The sequence below is a fragment of the Pseudoduganella albidiflava genome (assembly GCF_004322755.1).
Classification (GTDB): domain Bacteria; phylum Pseudomonadota; class Gammaproteobacteria; order Burkholderiales; family Burkholderiaceae_D; genus Rugamonas; species Rugamonas albidiflava.
Map to the genome: position 1 here is coordinate 4,857,308 of NZ_CP036401.1, position 18,181 is coordinate 4,875,488.

14 protein-coding genes and 3 tRNA genes are annotated in these 18,181 nt (G+C 66.1%); 13 read left to right on the forward strand and 4 right to left on the reverse strand.

Annotated features, from left to right (window positions below; genetic code table 11):
• Positions 1-27: 27 nt before the first annotated feature.
• The 6 genes from pal (at position 28) to EYF70_RS20160 (ending at position 2,601) form a co-directional block, all read left to right on the forward strand.
• Positions 28-558 (forward strand): peptidoglycan-associated lipoprotein Pal, encoded by a 531-nt coding sequence (pal, locus tag EYF70_RS20135; RefSeq protein ID WP_131147008.1) that lies wholly within the window; start codon positions 28-30, stop codon positions 556-558.
• Positions 559-664: 106 nt separating this feature from the next.
• Entirely contained in the window at positions 665-1,411 is a 747-nt protein-coding gene (gene ybgF, locus EYF70_RS20140) for a tol-pal system protein YbgF (protein ID WP_131147009.1), read from the forward strand.
• A gap of 132 nt (positions 1,412-1,543) precedes the next feature.
• Positions 1,544-1,619 (forward strand) — tRNA-Lys (locus EYF70_RS20145).
• A 33-nt stretch (positions 1,620-1,652) separates the two neighbouring features.
• Positions 1,653-1,728 (forward strand) — tRNA-Lys (locus tag EYF70_RS20150).
• Between the two features lie 41 nt (positions 1,729-1,769).
• A tRNA-Lys gene (locus EYF70_RS20155) sits at positions 1,770-1,845 on the forward strand.
• Between the two features lie 297 nt (positions 1,846-2,142).
• On the forward strand, positions 2,143-2,601 hold the full coding sequence (locus EYF70_RS20160) for a hypothetical protein (protein ID WP_131147010.1): 459 nt from the start codon (positions 2,143-2,145) through the stop codon (positions 2,599-2,601).
• Positions 2,602-2,689: 88 nt separating this feature from the next.
• Here EYF70_RS20160 and EYF70_RS20165 read toward each other — a convergent pair whose 3' ends face one another.
• Complete coding sequence (locus EYF70_RS20165; RefSeq protein ID WP_229420470.1) at positions 2,690-3,610, reverse strand: sulfurtransferase; 921 nt, start codon at positions 3,608-3,610, stop codon at positions 2,690-2,692.
• A 474-nt stretch (positions 3,611-4,084) separates the two neighbouring features.
• Here EYF70_RS20165 and EYF70_RS20170 point away from each other — a divergent pair, with 474 nt between their 5' ends.
• From EYF70_RS20170 to EYF70_RS20185, 4 genes are all read left to right on the forward strand, one after another.
• Positions 4,085-7,084, forward strand: coding sequence for a reprolysin-like metallopeptidase (locus EYF70_RS20170; protein ID WP_229420471.1), 3,000 nt, complete (start codon positions 4,085-4,087; stop codon positions 7,082-7,084).
• Positions 7,085-7,296: 212 nt separating this feature from the next.
• On the forward strand, positions 7,297-7,854 hold the full coding sequence (locus EYF70_RS20175; RefSeq protein ID WP_131147012.1) for a cohesin domain-containing protein: 558 nt from the start codon (positions 7,297-7,299) through the stop codon (positions 7,852-7,854).
• Between the two features lie 134 nt (positions 7,855-7,988).
• Positions 7,989-9,185, forward strand: coding sequence for a DesA family fatty acid desaturase (locus EYF70_RS20180; RefSeq protein WP_131147013.1), 1,197 nt, complete (start codon positions 7,989-7,991; stop codon positions 9,183-9,185).
• A gap of 88 nt (positions 9,186-9,273) precedes the next feature.
• The gene (locus tag EYF70_RS20185) at positions 9,274-9,870 is read left to right on the forward strand and encodes an IMPACT family protein (RefSeq protein WP_131147014.1); all 597 of its coding nucleotides are present in this window, start codon (positions 9,274-9,276) and stop codon (positions 9,868-9,870) included.
• Here EYF70_RS20185 and EYF70_RS20190 read toward each other — a convergent pair.
• From EYF70_RS20190 to EYF70_RS20200, 3 genes are all read right to left on the reverse strand, one after another.
• Entirely contained in the window at positions 9,842-11,035 is a 1,194-nt protein-coding gene (locus EYF70_RS20190; RefSeq protein WP_131147015.1) for a DUF418 domain-containing protein, read from the reverse strand. The genes EYF70_RS20185 and EYF70_RS20190 overlap by 29 nt on opposite strands.
• A gap of 211 nt (positions 11,036-11,246) precedes the next feature.
• A complete protein-coding gene (locus EYF70_RS20195; protein ID WP_131147016.1) occupies positions 11,247-13,184 on the reverse strand; it encodes a helicase-related protein in 1,938 nt (645 codons plus the stop codon).
• Between the two features lie 290 nt (positions 13,185-13,474).
• Positions 13,475-14,758: an MFS transporter gene (locus EYF70_RS20200; RefSeq protein ID WP_131147017.1), complete on the reverse strand. Its 1,284-nt coding sequence runs from the start codon at positions 14,756-14,758 to the stop codon at positions 13,475-13,477.
• Positions 14,759-15,002: 244 nt separating this feature from the next.
• Between EYF70_RS20200 and EYF70_RS20205 the strand changes: the two genes are divergently transcribed.
• From EYF70_RS20205 to EYF70_RS20215, 3 genes are read left to right on the forward strand one after another with little or no spacing between them, the layout of a single operon-like run.
• Complete coding sequence (locus tag EYF70_RS20205) at positions 15,003-15,422, forward strand: hypothetical protein (RefSeq protein WP_131147018.1); 420 nt, start codon at positions 15,003-15,005, stop codon at positions 15,420-15,422.
• Positions 15,423-16,892: an ATPase domain-containing protein gene (locus EYF70_RS20210; RefSeq protein ID WP_131147019.1), complete on the forward strand. Its 1,470-nt coding sequence runs from the start codon at positions 15,423-15,425 to the stop codon at positions 16,890-16,892. It abuts the gene before it with no gap.
• 4 nt (positions 16,893-16,896) lie between these two features.
• Entirely contained in the window at positions 16,897-18,180 is a 1,284-nt protein-coding gene (locus tag EYF70_RS20215; protein WP_131149221.1) for a hybrid sensor histidine kinase/response regulator, read from the forward strand.
• Position 18,181: the final 1 nt, after the last annotated feature.

Below are 18,181 nucleotides of genomic sequence, written 5' to 3' on the forward strand. Positions count from 1 at the left end.
CCTTTCACAATGACCAGGAGAATCAACATGCGTAACGTAAAAAGCATCGCCTTCATCATCAGCAGCGCCGCCCTGCTGGCAGCTTGCTCGAGCCCCGTCAAGGTTTCCGAGCCGGCACCCGTAGTGGAAAGCAAGCCGGCCGAAGCGCCTGCCGCAGCCCAGGACACCCGCGCCGTGGCACCGGTCGAAACCAAGTCGATCGACCCGCTGGACGATCCGCAAGGCGTGCTGGCCCAGCGCAGCGTGTACTTCGACTTCGACAGCTACGCCGTGCGTGAAGATGGCAAGGCCGTCGTGACGAACCACTCCGACTACCTGACCAAGAACACCGGCCGCAACATCCTGATCCAGGGCAACACCGACGAACGCGGCGGCGCCGAATACAACCTGGCCCTGGGCCAGAAGCGTGCCGAAGCCGTGAAGCGCTCGATGGTCGCGCTGGGCGTGGCCGACGGCCAGATCGAAGCCGTTTCGCTGGGCAAGGAAAAGCCGAAAGCTACCGGCAGCAACGAAGAAGCGTGGGCACAGAACCGCCGCGCCGACATCGTGTACAAGTAATAGCGGAACCGATACCTGAGCCACGAGCCGGCTCACGTGTGGACGGGGCAGCGCGCAGGGTTATACTGCGCGCTGCCCCGTTTTTTTCATTGAAAGCGTTTAGAACATGATCAAATTCGCCAAGACGGCCGTTGCGCTGGCCGTTGCCACGCTGTCCCTGCACGCTTCCGCCGGCGTCTTCGATGACGACGAAGCACGCCGCGCGATCCTCGACCTGCGCGCCAAGGTGGAAGCGCTGACGAAAGAACTCAACAGCCGACTCGACACGAAGGCGGACAAGACGTCGACGCTGGACCTGATCGCCCAGCATGACCAGACGATGCAGGAAATCGCCCGCCTGCGCGGCCAGGTCGAAGTCCTGCAGAACGAGATCGAAGTCACCGCGAAGCGCCAGAAGGACCTGTACGCCGACATCGACAAGCGCCTGCGCGCACTGGAGCCGCGCCAGGTGGAAATCGACGGCCAGACGGCATCGGTCGACCAGGCCGAGCAGAATGCCCATGACGCGGCCATGCAGCTGTTCAAGGAAGAAAACTACGAAGGCGCGGCCACGGCGCTGCAGAACTTCGTGCGCCGCTTCCCCGGCTCGCCGTACGCGGCCAACGCGCAGTACATGCTGGGCAGCGCCTACTACCTGCAGCGCGACTGCAAGGCCGCCATCGTGGCGCAGCAGGCCGTGGTGAAGAACTACCCGGACAGCCCGAAGGCGGCCGACGCGATGCTGAACATCGCCAGCTGCCAGGCCGAGCTGAAAGCCGTCAACAACGCCAAGAAGACGCTGAACGAGCTGATCAAGGCCTACCCCAACTCGGCCGCCGCGCGGACCGCCAAGGAGCGCCTGGGCGCCAAGTAAGCCTTCGCCTGGCCGGGCCCGCTTCCCCCGATGGGGGCCCGGCCTTGGCGGCCCCCGTTTGCGGCATAATTCGATGCTCCTAAGCATTTGACAGGAACGGCCGGGCCATCCTATAATCCCGCTTCTTTCGGAGGGTCGTTAGCTCAGCTGGTAGAGCAGCGGACTTTTAATCCGTTGGTCGCAGGTTCGAATCCCGCACGGCCTACCACTCGAAGGAAGCAGCAGCATCGTAGTTTGCAGGGGGTCGTTAGCTCAGCTGGTAGAGCAGCGGACTTTTAATCCGTTGGTCGCAGGTTCGAATCCCGCACGGCCTACCACTTGCAAGATGTTGCGTTGTTGTTGAATTCGGTTTTACCTTGGGTCGTTAGCTCAGCTGGTAGAGCAGCGGACTTTTAATCCGTTGGTCGCAGGTTCGAATCCCGCACGGCCTACCAAGAATCCTCGAAGAAGCCCACGAATTTACGTTCGTGGGCTTTTTTGTTTTTAGACCCCTCTGTGCCCGGTTCGGAAGACCTTCCGCCGCTTCCCCGCTCTGATGGTCAACGGACTCTTCGCATCTTGCGCTCATTCCGCGTGAACCCAGGTAGTCTCGTTGAACACCATTGACAGGAGTTTACAATGCCGCGATCCGACGAAGATGTACTCGATAACGCCGTTGCATGACTGTAGGCGCGTTCGTCGGAGGCGCCCTGGCGGCCTTCGGAGCGGGCTTCATCTGGTAAGGCGCGCCTGTGAGATTACTCCAACCTCGCGAATTTTCAGCACGGCTGGCATCTCCGTACACGGAGTCGGCGCTGGCATCTTCTGAAGTGGTGCTGAACGGTCAGCCCACCGGCGTGATCATGACTGGAGCGATCCTGCATGCAGCCATTGAATGGAACAGCTTCCGCATAGCGTTCTTCACCGATGACATTCCCTTCGAGGATACGCTGCGCATCTATATGCTCAGTGCCGACATGGTGCTGGTCGATGCCGCCGAGCTCGGGGTGATCTATTCCACCGGCGTATTTGCCGACTTGCGCCTGCAATTGCCCGATGCGGTGACGTTTCATTTTTTCGCTGACACAGAATGGCGTCTTGTACTGCTTGAAGACCCGGAATTTTCCTTTCCCTTCGTTTCCGATCCGACTGGGGTATCCCGGAAACTCAAATTTTCACGGCATTTCCGGATCGAAGCCAGACCGGTCTGAATAGGTGCAGGGAGTGCCGGCGCAGGCGCCAACGCTGAGCTGGCGTCTCATCCAATTGGCCCGGGTGGGGCGAAATTCGCTGTGCAGGTCAGCCCATCCCCGCAATACACGGTTTTCCGCCAGCCGCTTCATTACTCCACTCCAGCCACCCGCCGTCATACACGGCGATATCGTCCCACCCCATCAGCCACGCATAGAAGAACGCCATTGATGCGCGCCAGCCGGTGCCGCAATAGAAGGCGATCCGCTTGTCGGGCGTGATGCCGTTTTGCGCCCACATCGCGGCGATCTCGCCGGCCGGCCGCATGGTGCCATCGGCAAGGTGGTAGGCACTCATGCTGTTGACGTCGCCGTCGTCGCCTGCCCTGCCCCACCGCGCGCCGGGGATGTCGCCCCGCGCAGCGATGTAGCTGTAGCCCGAGACCTTGCCGAGGAATTCGGCTTCGCTGCGGATGCTGGCCAGCGCCGCGTCCGGCCGCGCCAGCAAGGCGCGCGCCGCTGCCATGTCGACGACATATTCCGGATGGACGGGGAACGGCGCGCCGAAGTCGGTCGCGGCGCCGGATGGTCGCGCCGGCCCCCTTTCGCAGGGGTGCCCGCCGGCCAGCCAGGCGGCGAATCCGCCATCGAGCAGCCGCACGTCGGCCACGCCCGCGTACAGCAGCAGGTGCGCCACGCGCGCCGCCGCCAGGTTATTGCGGCCATACAGGATCACCGTCGTATCGTGCCGGATGCCGTGTGCGAGGAGCACCCGCAGCAACGCGTCGTCCCCCACCCTGTTCCACAAGGGGCCGCCTTCGATCGCGCCGGTATCCAGGTAAGCCGCACCGGGGATGTGCGCCGCGGCGAAGCGGTGCGCGATACCGCAACCGGCTTCGACAACGCGCCACCGCGATGCCACTGCGCCGTCCGCGATCAGGGCGGCGAGCGCCTTGGCGCCGACCAGCTGCCGGTCGCGGACCAGCCCGGTACCGGGACGGCTTTCAAGTAGATAGTGGTTACTGTTCAAGACGGTTGCCGGAGCGGCCGCAAGCGCGCGCCCGAAAAAGAAACCGGCCATTGTATCGCGGCGCAACCATTGTTCGCGATGTGGCGATGTCGCGGCCGTGAATGCCGGCCGAAAACGCAAGCCAAAAAAGCAGGCCGAAAACGCCGGCCGGAAAACCCGGCCATTCCCGGCAACAAAGACCTTTCAAGGCCCCTTGGCCAGTGCGAAATGCAAGCTTTTCAACGTCTTTACAACGCCGCCAAAGATTGTGCTTGAGTTATGTAACAAGCCGGCAATAGTATGGTTGAGTTCTATTGCCTTATTTGCATCAGGCACCAGGACCTCCGCCGCACAGACGGCGGATGCACAGGGATCCCGGCAAGAAGAGGCAGCGTAAAGCACCGAAGAGGCATCGAAGAGGCACTAAAACAGGCACCAAAGAGGCAACACAACAAGACCACCGAGTAGAGCAAACCAGTCGCGAAAGGACATTGCATGAGAATCAAGCCGTCGACCCCGCCGCACCACGGCGGGAACCAGATGATGCGCGCCGCACCGGGCGTGCGATCCTCCCTGGCCCTCTGTATCGCCCTCGCCTTCACTGCCGCCGCGCCGATCGCGCACGCTGCACAGACGGCTACTTCTGCAGTGTCCACCCAGCGCGCCGCGGCGCATTGGCAAAGCGTGGCCAAGCCGGCCGATGGGCTGAGCACCGGCGGCGCCCGAAAGCCCGCGCTGAAACTGAAGAAATACCACGCGGCCACGCTCGACAAGAACGGCATGAAGGGCGTGACGGCTGGAGCGCCGCTGGAACGCGGCCTCGGCGAAGTTCCCGATTCCCTGACGATTTCCCTGCCCCACCCGGATGGCGGCTTCCAGCGCTTCGCCCTGGTCGAATCGCCGATCATGGAACCGGGCCTGGCGGCCAAGCACCCCGACATCAAGACCTACCGCGGCAAGGGCATCGACGACCCGTCCGCCACGCTGCGGATGGACATCACCAAGCTGGGCCTGCACGCCTCGGTGCGCTCGCCGAAGGGCGGCTGGTACGTCGACCCGTACTACCATCTCGACGACAGCCTGTATGCCAGCTATTACGGCCGCGACCTGGCCAACCAGCATGGTCCGCTGGTGGAAGCCGCGCTGGGCGAAGCGCAGCTGACGCTGTCGCGCGGCTTCTACAAGGAAGGCGACAACCTGGAAGTGCGCGGGCTGAACTTCACGCCGGGCGCCAGCGTCAGCATCACGGTGCGCGCCGAAGGTGAAACCGTGGCACTGCAGACCGCCACCGCCACCGCGGACAGCAACGGCGTCGTGGCGTTGACGCTGCCGGCCGGCTCCACCGGTGCGTTCGAAGTCGTGGCCAGCGATGGCCGCGCCACCACCACCGCCGGCTACCACGTGGTCAATGCCGGCGCGGCCGCCAGTGCCACCGTCGGCAACCAGCTGCGCACCTATCGCCTGGCACTGGTGACCGATCCCACCTACGCCAACTACTTCGGTGGCTCGGCCAACGTCACGGCTGCCAAGGTCACGCTGATCAACCGCGTCACGCAGATCTACGAAGATGAAACGTCGATCCGCCTGGTACTGGTCGACGCCACCGATGCGCTGAACCTGGATACCGACGCGCAGATGACCGGCGCCAATGGCCCGTGCGGCGGTGCGGCCTGCTACACGCCCTCGCAAGCGGAAGGCTGCGGCGGCAGCACGCTGGGGCGCAACCGCATCGTGACCGGCCTGCTGGTCGGCGCCAGCAACTTCGACATCGGCCACATCGGCTTCGGCCTGAACGGCGGCGGCATCGCCAGCCTCGGCGTGGTCGGCGGCGCTTTCAAGGCGCAGGGTTGCACGGGCGTGCCGACCCCCGTGGGCGACGTGTTCGCCGTCGACTACGTGGCCCATGAAATCGGCCACCAGTTCTCGGGCAATCACACCTTCAACGGCGTCAACGGCAGTTGCGCCGGCGGCAACCGCAATCCGGAGACCTCGGTCGAAGTCGGCAGCGGCACGTCGATCATGGCCTACGCCGGCATTTGCGACCTGGACGACATCCAGCCGCACAGCGACCCGTACTGGTCGCAACGCAGCTTCGATGAAATCGTCGCCTACACGTCGGGCGCCGAATCCACCAACAATGAAGTGCAGGCAGGGGTGCTGCGCAATTTCACCGCGAACGGCCAGCAATTCCAGATCAGCTGGAACGGCAACCTGTCCGCGCCGATCGTGCGCGGCACGAACTACACGGCCGGCGGCATCCGTGCGGCAATCCAGGCCATCGCCGGCTGGCCGGCCGGCGCCACCGCCGTTGTCAGCGCCGTGAGCAATACCGGCTTCACGGTCACGTTCGGCGGCACCCTGGCCGACACCAATGTGCCACAACTGGGGCTGGCGAACCTGTCCGCCGGCGTGACCGGCTTCACCGGCGAGATCGTCGCCGGCGGCCTGACCATGCGCGGCGGCAGCGTAACGTCGAGCGGCAACAGCGCACCGCAGGTCAGCGCGCCGGCGGCCTACACGATCCCGGTGCGCACGCCATTCGCGCTGACCGGCAGCGCCACCGACCCGGACGGCGACACCGTCACCTACCTGTGGGAGCAGAACGACCAGGGCGGCTTCGACGGCACGGCGCTGACCGACAACGTGAAAACGAACGGCCCGCTGTTCAGCCAGTTCGGCAAGCGCGCCCTCGTCAGCAGCCAGGACACGATCAAGTACAACTCGCCTGGCGAAAACCAGGTGACGACCGATCCGACCCGCGTCTTCCCGGACATCGACCAGATCCTGGCGAACAATACCAACGCGGAAAGCGGCGCCTGCCCCACGCCTTCCGGCGCGCCGACCGCCGCCCATATCGAGTGCTATGCCGAGTTCCTGCCGACCGTGGACTACGTGGGTTACGAAAGCAACGCCAACCCGGCGGCGCTGAACTTCCGGGTGACAGCACGCGACGGCCGCGGCGGCGTCAACAGCGCCGATACGAAGCTCGTGCTGGCACACGGTGCCGGGCCGTTCCTGGTCACGTCGCATAACGCGGCCGGCACGCTGCAAGCGGGTGCCACCCAGACCGTGACGTGGAGCGTGGCCAACACCAACGCGGCGCCGGTCGGCGTCGGCAACGTGAAGATCTCGCTGTCGACGGATGGCGGCAAGACGTGGCCGCACACGCTGGCCGCCAGCACGCCGAACGACGGCAGCGCCACGGTCACCCTGCCCGCCGTGGCCTCGAAGACCGCCCGCATCAAGGTGGAGGCAGTCGGCAACGTGTTCTTCGACGTGTCGAACGCCAACTTCACGATCAACCTGCCGGGCGACGTCAACGCCGACGGCGTCGTAGACTGTGCGGATCTGGGTGTCATCCGCGCCGCCTTCGGCACGCGCACCGGCCAGCCCGGTTTCGATCCACGGGCCGACGTCGTCCAGGATGGCGTCATCAACGTGCGGGACCTGACTTACGTGGCACGTCTCGTGCCGGAGGGAACGTCCTGCAACTGACCGTTGTCGAGCTCGTGACGCAGCTTGCTGCGTCACGAGGCGCTACCGGCCGGGGCTCGCCCCGGCACGGATGACCATCGCCTTTCGATGAAGCGAATATTGACCAAGCGAATTCCGATGAATCACGTACCGACTCGAGTACCGGCTCAGGTACCCGATCAGGTACCCGATCAAGTACTGAATTTTGCCCACCCGGCATAAGGAGAAACAAGATGAGTGGATGGAAGAAATACCTGGGCGCTGCGCTGCTGAGCGCGGCGAGCATGCAGGCCTATGCGGCTACGCTGACGCCCGTGGCGGCGCCCAACCCGTCGACCGTTGGGCAGACGGTCGAACTGGATGTGCAACTGGTCGATGTCACCGACCTGTACAGCTACGAGTTTTCCCTGCAGTTCGATCCGACCATACTGCAAGTGAGCAGCGTGGAACTGGGCGACTTCCTCGGCGGCACGTTCAATTCCACGGGCAGCGTCGACAACGTGGCCGGCACGGTTTCCTACGTGTTCAGCTCGCTGCTCGGCGCCATTCCCGGCGTGTCCGGCACGGGCAGCCTCGGCACGATTTCGTTCCAGGCTGTCGGCGCCGGCAATTCGACGGTGAGCTTCTTCGACACGCTGCTGCTCGACAGCGGCCAGCTCGACATCGACACCACGCTGGGCACCGCCACGGTACAGGTGCTGGCCGTGCCGGAACCGTCCACCTACCTGATGCTGGGCGTTGGCCTGATCGGCGTGGCCGCGCTGCGCCGCCGTCAGCTGGCGCGCGGCTGACCGGCGCCTGATGCCGGGCTGCGCGCGCAGCCCGGCATTTCCATCGCACCGGCGCGAAGCCGTGTGGTGCGCATGCATCGACGGTCCCGCCAAAAGGGACTATGCTGGTCACCTGCCATCACGGAAAGAACAGCATGGATGCCATTTCCGCCTTGCTTGCATTCCTCGACCATGGCGTACTCGACTGGAGTGCATGGGCGATCGTGGCCGCGACACTGGCGCTGACACACGTCACCATCGCCGCCGTCACCATCTACCTGCACCGCTGCCAGGCGCACCGGGCGCTGACGCTGCATCCGGCGGCCAGCCATGTCTTCCGCTTCTGGCTATGGCTCACCACGGGCATGGTCACGCGCGAATGGGTGGCCGTGCACCGCAAGCACCATGCCCGCTGCGAGGTCGACGGCGACCCGCACAGTCCCGCCGTATTCGGCATTCGCCGCGTGCTCACGCAAGGCTCGGAACTGTACCGGACCGAGGCGGCCAACCTCGTCACGGTGGAACAATACGGCGCCGGCACCCCGGACGACTGGGTCGAACGCCACGTGTATTCCCGCTTCGTGTGGCAAGGGGTCGGACTCATGCTGGTACTCGACGTGGTGCTGTTCGGCGCCATCGGCCTCACCGTGTGGGCGGTGCAGATGTTGTGGATTCCCGTCACGGCGGCCGGCATCATCAACGGCCTGGGCCACTGGTGGGGCTACCGCAACTATGACGGTCCCCATGCCGCCACCAATATCGGGCCGCTGGGGCTGCTGATCGGCGGCGAGGAACTGCACAACAACCACCACACCTACCCGACATCGGCCCGCCTGTCGTCGCGCTGGTTCGAGTTCGACGTCGGCTGGCTGTATATCCGCCTGCTGCAGGCCTGCCGGCTCGCCCGCGTGGCGCGCGTGGCACCGCGGCCGCGCCGCGCGGCGCCCAAGCCGGAAGCGGACCTGCACACGCTGCACGCGATCATCGCCAACCGGCACGAAGTGATGGCCCGCTATGCGCGCATGCTGCGGCGCGCGTTCCGGCAAGATGCAAGACAAGCGCACGAGGTGAAGTTCGACAAGCGCTTCCTGGCCCAGGTCGACCGGCTGCTGCGCCGCGATCCCGGCTTCGTGACAGGCGAACAGGCGGCCTCGCTGGCATTGTTCCTGCGCCACCGCGGCGCCCTGCTGACGATGCAGCAACTGCGTGCCGAACTGGCCGAACTCTGGCAGCGCCAGCATGCCGCGCCGGAGGAATTGCTGGCGCACCTGCGCCAGTGGTGCGAACGCGCCGAGCTGTCCGGCATCGGCGCGCTGCGGGAGTTCGCGGCACGCCTGCGCAGCTACGCCTGACGCGGCCGCCGACGCCGGGCGGCGGCGTATCTTCCGGCGCGGCCGGGCCGCCGGTTACAATCGGCGGCCCTCCCTTCTTTCCGCACCGATGCCGCACACCCTCGCCGCCCCCTGCTCCGCCGAACTGCTGATCAAGAAAAGCCGCTTCATCGCCTGCGTGCAGCCGATGGCCGACCGCGCCGCCGCGCAGGCCGTCGTGGCGCGCCTGAAAGCCGAGCATCCCGGCGCTGCCCACGTCTGCTGGGCATTGCTGGCCGGCGGACAGTCAGCCGCGGTCGACGACGGCGAACCCAGCGGCACGGCGGGCCGGCCGATGCTCGACGTGCTGCGCCACCAGGACCTGGAAGGCGTGCTGGCCACCGTGGTGCGCTATTTCGGCGGAGTCAAACTGGGTGCGGGCGGCCTCGTGCGTGCCTACACGGATGGCGTGGCGCAGGCACTGCTGCAGGCCGAGCGTGTCGCCATCGTCAAGTCGCGCGAGCTGCGCTGCGCCGTGCCGTATGCGCTGGAAGGCATGCTGCGGCGCGAGCTGGACGCCGCCGGTGCCACGTTGCTGGACGCGGCGCATGGCGACGCCGTGGTCTTCCATTTCAGCCTGCCGGAAAATGCCGCCGAGGCACTCGTGGCGCGCCTGAACGAGGCGGGCCACGGGCGGCTCAGCTGGCTGGACGACCCAGCGCCGTAGCGGGTGCGCCGAGCCAGGTGAGGCGATGCCACAGCGCCTCCAGCGGGCCCTGCTTGTGGCGTTTCAGCCACCATGCCGAGAACAGGCCCTGCAGTACCGCCAGCACGGCACCGATCAGCAGGCAGGCGGTGGCGCCCGTGATCTTGTACAGGCCGAAACCGAAACCGTAATACAGCGCCGTGCCCACCATCGACTGGCTCACGTAACTGGTCAGGCTCATCCGGCCGAGCGGCGCGAACGCATTCAGCGCCCGCACCAGCGTGCCACGCTGGTACAGCAGCGAGAACGCGGCAACGATGACGCCCATCAGCGCGAAGTTCGACCATGACTTGACGATCGCCATCAGCGGCCGCTGCAGTGCCTGCCCGGTCACGGCGGCGTCGAGCCCCTTGGTGGCGGCATACAGCACTGCGAAGCACACCACGGCGACCACCAGCAGCCGGCGCCACAAGGCGCGGTTGGCATCGGACAGCGCGAAGACGCCGGCACGGCCGGCCAGCATGCCGAGCATGAACAGCGCCGGCATCTGGAAGAAGCGGCCGTTTTCCCAGCTCCACAGCACCGCCGCCGTCTTGCCGATGGTAACGTTGCCCAGGTACGCCTGCAGCATCGAGCCGCCCGTCATGTACTCGTTCGTGCGGGCGAACCATGCCCAGGACGCCGGGTCCGGCAACTTCGCATTTGGCTGGGGCAGCGCCTGCAGGACCTGGGCCCACAAATACGGTTGCAGCAGCAGGACTGCGGCGATTGCCAGCACCGTGCGACTGCCCAGCCTGGCGACCGGCAGCAGCGTGAACGACATCACGGCGTAGAACGACAGGATGTCGCCCTGGTAGAACAGCGAGTTCAGCATGCCGAAACCCAGCAGCAGGACCATGCGCCAGGCGAAACGGGGCCGGAAGTCTTCCCCGGCCGCGGCGCGGCGCGAGAACTGCAGGTGGAAGGTCACGCCGAACAGCAGCGCGAAGATCAGGTAGGCCTTGCCGGCGAACAGGAAGAACATGCCGTCCCAGACATTCTGGTCCAGCGCCACCAGCCAGTCCGGCTGCCCGGCCGGCTTGTGGTAGAGGTCGAAATGCTCGAGGTTATGCAGCAGCATGATCGACACGATGGCGAAGCCGCGCAGGGCATCGACGAGATCGAGGCGGGAGGAAGTTGGCGGCATCGCAATCCTGTCGGAAATGAACGTGCCGGCCATTGTGGATGAAAACGTTACCAATTACCAGCATCCGCTGCTCATCCACCTGCGCGCTTCGCACGCCGCAAACCGGTGACAGGCTCCGATTAAAAAAACGGTGACAGGCACCATTTTCGGAGAAACATTTCCAAGTAATTGGTGCCTGTCACCGTTTTTCTGCGCCGGCGTTGCCGGGCGCTCAGCGGCGGCGGTGGTGCCGGCGCCGTGACGACGTGTTCTGGTCCTGCAGCATCGCATCGACCCGCTCGGATGCCGAGCGCGAGAGCTCCAGCGCCAGCTCGATGTCCGGGAAATGTTCCGGCAGGCGGTAGCCCAGCCACGCATAGGCGGAATACAGCCGGCAGGTATCTTCCACTTCCTGCAGGGTCATGTAGTGCAGCTGGTGGTCGTCCGGCTGGAGCCGAGTGATGCGCTTTTTCGACAGCGCCACGCACCAGTGTTCCCAGGCGCGCTGCAGCGCGAGCACCTTGGTCGACACGGGTACCAGCGACAGCGCGAACTTGTCGGCCACCGGCAGCGGCAACGTGTCGAGCCACTGGGCGCGCTCCATCTGGTCTTCGGTGATGCGCGGATAAAAGAAGCCGTCCGGCACGTCGATGTTGTGGATGAAGCGCTTCAGCAGCTTGGCCAGCGAGGTTTCCTGCGTCACGGCGGCGATGCGGTGCAGGTGTTCCAGGGTGGGCGCCACCGCGAAGCCGCTGGTATTGAGGGGCACTGGCTTTTCCTTCAGCAGCGAACGCATCACCTCGTGGCTGTCCGGGTCGTAGCCGGCCACCAGGCCTTCCTCGTGGATGCCGTAGCGCCCCGCCCGGCCAGCGATCTGGCGCGCCAGCGGTGCCGGGATTTCCTCTTCCTCGACACCGTTGAACTTCACGGTGGAGGTCATCACGATGCGCTGGATCGGCATGTTCAAGCCCATCGCGATGGCATCGGTGCCGACCACGATGTCGGCCTCGCCGTCGCGGAAGCGCTGGGCCTGTGCGCGCCGCACCTCGGGCGACAGGTTGCCGTACACGGTGGCCACCGAATGGCCCATCTCGGCCACCATGTCGCGCCACATCAGCACGTCGCGCCGCGAGAAGGCGATCAACGCGTCGCCCGGCCGCAGGTTCTTCACCTTGCGCACCGGGCCCGGCTCCATCGACAGCGGCCCCTTGCGCTTCATCACGTGCACTTCGATCGGGCATTCGAGCCGCTCGGCCAGCGCTTCCACCGCGCGGCGTGCCTCCGGCGCCCCCACCAGGTACACGGTGCGGGCCGGCGCGCCGCACACGGCCGCGGTCCAGGCGGCGCCACGGTCGCGGTCCGCCAGCATCTGGATTTCATCGATCACGGCCACGTCGACCGGCGTGCGGGTATCCAGCATCTCGACCGTGCTGGCGACATGGGTGGCATCTTCCGCGATCCGGCGCTCTTCGCCCGTGACAAGGCTGACGGCCAGCGGCTTGCCGTGCCGCGTGACTTCCAGCAGGCGCTCGTAGTTCTCCAGCGCCAGCAGCCGCAACGGCGCCAGGTACACGCCGCTGGCGGCCTTGGCCAGCGCTTCCATGGCCTTGTGGGTCTTGCCCGAATTGGTGGGGCCCAGCAGCGCGATGAACTTGCGCGGCAGGCGCCGTGCCACCTCGAACGAAGCGGGATACTCGGCCAGGTTGATGCTCTGGCGGGTGCGCTCGGCATGCTGTTCCTCGCGCTGCCGCTCGACCGCGTGGCCCAGCCGCTGGCGGATGCGGTCGAACACCACCGAGGCCGGTTCGGATGTCTGCACATCGGCCAGCGAATGCAGGAAATCCATCGGCGCCAAACCGAACTCGTCGCACTCGCCGGCCAGTTCCCCGACGAATGCGTTGACACTGTCGTGCAGTTCGCGCAATGCCCGCTCGGTCGAACGTTCGCGGACCAGCGCGGCGCGCGCCTCGGCATCGAGCTTGCGCCATTTCGATGGCTTGGCCAGCACGCCCTGTGCCGGCACCAGGGCGTAGGGCACGCGCAGGCCGGCCGCCTCGGCGGTGCCGTCGAAGCGCAGGAAGACCCTGCCCTCCAGTTTCATCAGCGCGATGCCGCGCTGCGCCAGGCCGAGATCACTGCTCAGCCGATCGTCGTCGAATTCTTCCGTCATTGCCGCACTGTTTCATATCGGGCCACGAGTATAGCTCGCGGCCCGGCGCGCCGTTGCACAGGTGCGTAACCAGGCTCCAGGGCGTCCGGCACCGTCCAGAAAAACGGTGACAGTCACCAATTGATTGGAAATGTTTCTTCAAAAATGGCGTCTGTCACCGTTTTTTTGCGCAGGGATGTAACGACGCTCCGAGGTATCCGAGAAAGGCGAAAAACGGTGACAGTCACCAATTGATTTGCAATGTTTCTTCAAAAATGGTGCCTGTCACCGTTTTTTTGCGCTGGGCGCGCTTACGCCGCGGGTGCTCCTGCGCGGCGGCCGCTGTTGCGCTCCACGGCCAGCGATATGGCGAGCACGGCGATGCCGCCCAAGGGCAGGATCGCGCCGACCAGCGCGGTCGACTGCAGGCCGTAGCCCGCCGCGATGGTCATGCCGCCGGCCCAGGCGCCGAGGGCGTTGGCGATGTTGAAGGCGGAATGGTTCAAGGCCGCGGCCACCGTCTGCGCATCGCCGGCCACGTCCATCAGGCGCGTCTGCACCGCCGGCACCACGGCGATGCCGGTGCCGATCAGGAACAGGTTCAGGCCGGTAAGCCACAGGTTGGCACTCGTGTAGGCAAACGCGGCCAGCACGAGCGCTTCCCAGACCAGCACGCCGAAGATCGTCGCTGTCTGGTTGCGGTCGGCCAGCCAGCCGCCGGCCAGGCTGCCCACCGTCATGCCCACGCCGATCAGGCCCAGCAGCACGGAAATCTCCAGCGGCGACGCGTGCGTGATCTGCTGCAGGGTCGGCGTCACATAGGTGTACATGGCGAACATGCCGCCGAAGCCGATCGCCACCATCAGCAGGGTCAGCCACACCTGCAGGCGGCGAAACACGCCCAGTTCGCCGCGGATGCTGGCATTGCCGGCGGCGATGAACGGCAGGAAAACAGACACCATCGCCACGGTCAGCAGCGCCAGCGCGCCGACGATGGCGAACGCCGAACGCCAGCCCATCGCCTGCCCCAGCCACGTGGCCAGCGGCACGCCGAAGATGTTGGCGACCGTCAGCCCCAGCATCACGCGGCCGACGGCCTGGGCCCGCTTGTCGGGCGTGACGAGCGCCGCCGCCACCAGCGCGGCCACGCCGAAATAGGCGCCGTGCGGAATGCCCGCCACGAAGCGGGCCAGGATGAGCAAGCCGGGCGTGGGCGCCAGCGCGCCGAGGATATTGCCGACGGCATACATCAGCATCAGGCACATCAGCATCATCCGGCGCGGCATGCGTGCCATGAAGATCGTGATCAGCGGCGCCCCCACCACCACGCCCAGCGCATAGGCGCTGATCATGTGGCCCATGTCGGGCAGCGTGGTGCCGAGATCCTGGGCGACCAGCGGCAGGATGCTCATCGACGCGAACTCGCCGGTACCGATGGCGAGGCCGCCGATGGCCAGCGCCAGCTCGGCCATGCCGGCGCCGCGCGGCGCATGGATGGACGGCAGCTGCGTGGAAGGCAGCTGCGTGGAGGGTAGTTGGGCGGAGGGTGACTGCGTGGCAGAAACCGGTGAAACGGGGAGAGTTGCTTCTTGCATGGGACCAGCCGAAAAAACGAAGCCGGGCAGGATAGCACGGCAAGCCTTTTCCTGCTTGGCGCCGGCTCAAAGCCAATTTCGATTGCGTTATTCATTCAGCAATGCGACGATTGTGCGGCACACAAGAGCATTTGCGCGATCAGCACGACGTGCCGGGCCTTCCTCATCTGCGCCGCTATAATGGCGGCCACCGGCGGGGCGCCCATCTGCCCTTCGCCAAGCACCTACACACTGATCAGCATGCATGGATAACAAAGACGACAAGCGCACGCAACTGATTCGCGCGATGCTGGCACAGCCCGGCGGCGCGGATGCGGCGGAGCGGCACCTGCTGCCCTGGCGCTCGCTGGCGTTGCACTTGAGCCCCCTGATCGGGGAAAACGGCTTCAGCGCACTGTACGGGCGCACCGGGCGGCTGCTGGCGGCACAGCATGGCTGGCTCACCACGGGTCCATCGTCGCAGCCACTCGATGCCTTGTTCCGCACACTGATGGAAGACCTTGCCAGGGCGGAGCCGGCGCAGGCGGCGCAGGCGAACGAAGCCCTGCTGGCCACGTTTGCACGGTTGCTGACCGAGTTGATCGGCGAAGGCTTGACGACCAGGTTGATCGATACCGCGTGGAACGGCGTACAGGTACCAAACAATGCAGGGGAGCAGAAGTAAATGAGCGGAAAAGTAAGTCTGGGATTGCTGGAGACCGGTGTACCGGGGCTGGACACCCTGCTCGGCGGTGGACTGGGCGAGTATTCGTTCAACCTGATCGCCGGGGCACCCGGCAGCGGCAAGACGACGCTGGCGCACCAGATGATGTTCGCGCTGGCCACGCCCGAGCGGCGCGCACTGTTCTTTACCGTGCTGGGCGAACCGCCGATGAAGATGCTGCGCTACCAGCAGCAATACGATTTCTTCGAACTCGACAAGGTCGGCAGCGCGATCCGCTACGTCAACCTGGCCGATGACTTGCGCAGCGGCGATTTCTCCGGCGTGCTGGAGCGCATCATGCGCGAAGTCGAGGCATTCTCGCCCAGCCTGGTGTTCGTCGACTCGTTCCGCTCCGTGGCGCAGACGGCGAAGAACGGCAGCGAAGGCATCGCCGACCTGCAGCACTTCATCCAGGAACTGGGAACGCGGATGACCAGCTGGCAAGCCACCACGTTCCTGATCGGCGAATACGTGCACGTGGAAGCCGAAGCCAATCCGATCATGACCGTGGCGGACGGCGTGCTGGCGCTGTCGCAGTCCCAGCAGGACAACTCGATCGTGCGCAAGATCCGCGTCGTCAAGATGCGCGGGCAGGCCCACATGGGCGGCATGCACACCTTCCGCATGGGCGACGACGGCGTGCGCATCTTCCCGCGCCTGTTGCCGCCGCTGGCCTCCGACCGGCTGCCCGGCGTGCCGGTGGACCGCGATCCGCGCCGCGTTTCCAGCGGCGTGCCGACGCTGGACGTGCTGCTGCACGGCGGCATCCCGCAAGGCCACTCGATCCTCGTGGCCGGCCCCTCGGGTTCCGGCAAGACCATCCTCGGCACGCAATTCCTCGCCGAAGGCGCCCGGCAGGGCGAGAAAGGCGTGGCCTGCTATTTCGAGAAGGGTACGTCGCGCCTGCGCAATGCCGCGCTGGCGGAGATGGTGCAGGGTGGCCACGTGCGCATCGTCGAGACCCAGGCGCTCGACCTGACCGCCGACGAACTGCTGCAGGACCTGCTGGCTGCGATCGACGAGACCGGCGCGCAGCGCGTCGTCATCGATTCGCTGTCCGAGTTCCTGCTGTACCTGGCGCCCGAGTTCCGCCGCGAATTCCGCGTGACCGTGTTCCGCATCCTGTCGCACCTGGCCAAGCGGGGCGTGACAGTGATGGTCACCATGGGCCTGGAAGACCGCTTCACCGAGCTGCGCTTCTCCGATGCCGAGGTGTCGTTCCTGACGGACGGCATCATCGCCACCCGCTACGTGGAAATGCAGGGCGAGCTGACGAAAGTGATTTCGGTCGTCAAGCTGCGTGGCTGCTCGCACAGCAGCGCGCTGCGCTCCTTCCGCATCACCGACGCCGGCATCGAGATCGAGGAGCACAAGGTGCGCTTCGACGGCATGCTGTCCGGCCACCCTTCCGCGCAACGCGACGGCGGCTGACGTGATGGCGGACCTGGACCAGCCGCAGCACAACGATTCGCAGCACGTGGCCGAGCTGCGGCTCGCGCTGCGCCAGGCCCGCTTTGAAAACGACCTGCTGCGCGAGGCCAACAGCCACCTGGTGCAGGCCACCGTCACGGCGCAAACGCTGCAGGACGAGGCGGAAGCAACCAACCGCCGCCAGAACGAGTTCCTGGCGATGCTGGCCCACGAGTTGCGCAATCCCCTGGCCCCGATCAGCATGGCGGCCGCGATGCTGGAGCGCATGCCGGACATGACGCCGGAACTGGCCACGCTGCGCAATGTGATCAGCCGCCAGACCGAGCACATGGCCCGCCTGCTGGACGACCTGCTCGACGCGGCGCGCATCAGCAGCGGCCGCATCACGCTGGACGTGGCCCCGGTCACGCTGGCGGACGTGATCGAACGCGCCGTGGAAACCGTGCAGCCGCGCATCGTCGAGCGGGCCCAGCGGCTGGAAGTGCGGGTGACGGCGCCGGAACTCACGCTGAACGGTGACCGCGTGCGCCTCACGCAGGTATTTTCCAACCTGCTCGGCAATGCCTCGAAGTACACCCAGGATGGCGGCCAGCTGGTACTGGAAGCGGGCGCCGGCGCGGCGGGCGTGCGGGTGACGGTGAGCGACAACGGCACCGGTATCGCCGCCGACGTGCTGCCCCACATCTTCGACCTGTTCACGCAGGGCCCCCGTTCGCTGGCCCGCTCCGAGGGTGGCCTCGGCGTCGGATTGAATGTGGTGCGCAACCTGGTGCACATGCACGGCGGCACCGTGCAGGGCGACAGTGCCGGCCCTGGCCGGGGCAGCGTCTTCACGGTGGACCTGCCGGCCGGCGAGCCGATGCCGGCCACGCCGGAACATCCGGCGGCACCGGCCGTCTCGCACGAGGCATGCCGCGTGCTGCTGGTCGAGGATAACGTGGATGTCTGCGATACGCTGAAGGGCTTCCTGATGCTCGACGCGCACGACGTCACGGCCGCCTACGACGGCAGCGCCGGCCTGGCGCTGGCGCAGGGCGGCGGCTTCGACGTGCTGATCTGCGATATCGGCCTGCCGGGGCTCGATGGCCTGGAAGTGATCCGCCGGCTGCGCGCCGGCGGCGACCGTGTGTTCGCGGTGGCGCTGTCCGGCTACGGCCAGGCCCAGGACCGCGCCAACGCGCTGGCCGCCGGCTTCGACGAGTACCTCGTCAAGCCGGTGCGGCCGGACAGCCTGCTGGAACTGATCGACTCCCTGCCTTGCCGGCAGCGGCGCAACCAGCGCGGGTAAG

Coding starts and splice junctions, on each gene's coding strand:
- pal (WP_131147008.1), top strand. CDS start 28: ATGCGTAACGTAAAAAGCATCGCCTTCATCATCAGCAGCGCCGCCCTG.
- ybgF (WP_131147009.1), top strand. CDS start 665: ATGATCAAATTCGCCAAGACGGCCGTTGCGCTGGCCGTTGCCACGCTG.
- EYF70_RS20170 (WP_229420471.1), top strand. CDS start 4,085: ATGAGAATCAAGCCGTCGACCCCGCCGCACCACGGCGGGAACCAGATG.
- EYF70_RS20175 (WP_131147012.1), top strand. CDS start 7,297: ATGAGTGGATGGAAGAAATACCTGGGCGCTGCGCTGCTGAGCGCGGCG.
- EYF70_RS20180 (WP_131147013.1), top strand. CDS start 7,989: ATGGATGCCATTTCCGCCTTGCTTGCATTCCTCGACCATGGCGTACTC.
- EYF70_RS20185 (WP_131147014.1), top strand. CDS start 9,274: ATGCCGCACACCCTCGCCGCCCCCTGCTCCGCCGAACTGCTGATCAAG.
- EYF70_RS20190 (WP_131147015.1), bottom strand. CDS start 11,035: ATGCCGCCAACTTCCTCCCGCCTCGATCTCGTCGATGCCCTGCGCGGC.
- EYF70_RS20195 (WP_131147016.1), bottom strand. CDS start 13,184: ATGACGGAAGAATTCGACGACGATCGGCTGAGCAGTGATCTCGGCCTG.
- EYF70_RS20200 (WP_131147017.1), bottom strand. CDS start 14,758: ATGCAAGAAGCAACTCTCCCCGTTTCACCGGTTTCTGCCACGCAGTCA.
- EYF70_RS20205 (WP_131147018.1), top strand. CDS start 15,003: ATGGATAACAAAGACGACAAGCGCACGCAACTGATTCGCGCGATGCTG.
- EYF70_RS20210 (WP_131147019.1), top strand. CDS start 15,423: ATGAGCGGAAAAGTAAGTCTGGGATTGCTGGAGACCGGTGTACCGGGG.
- EYF70_RS20215 (WP_131149221.1), top strand. CDS start 16,897: ATGGCGGACCTGGACCAGCCGCAGCACAACGATTCGCAGCACGTGGCC.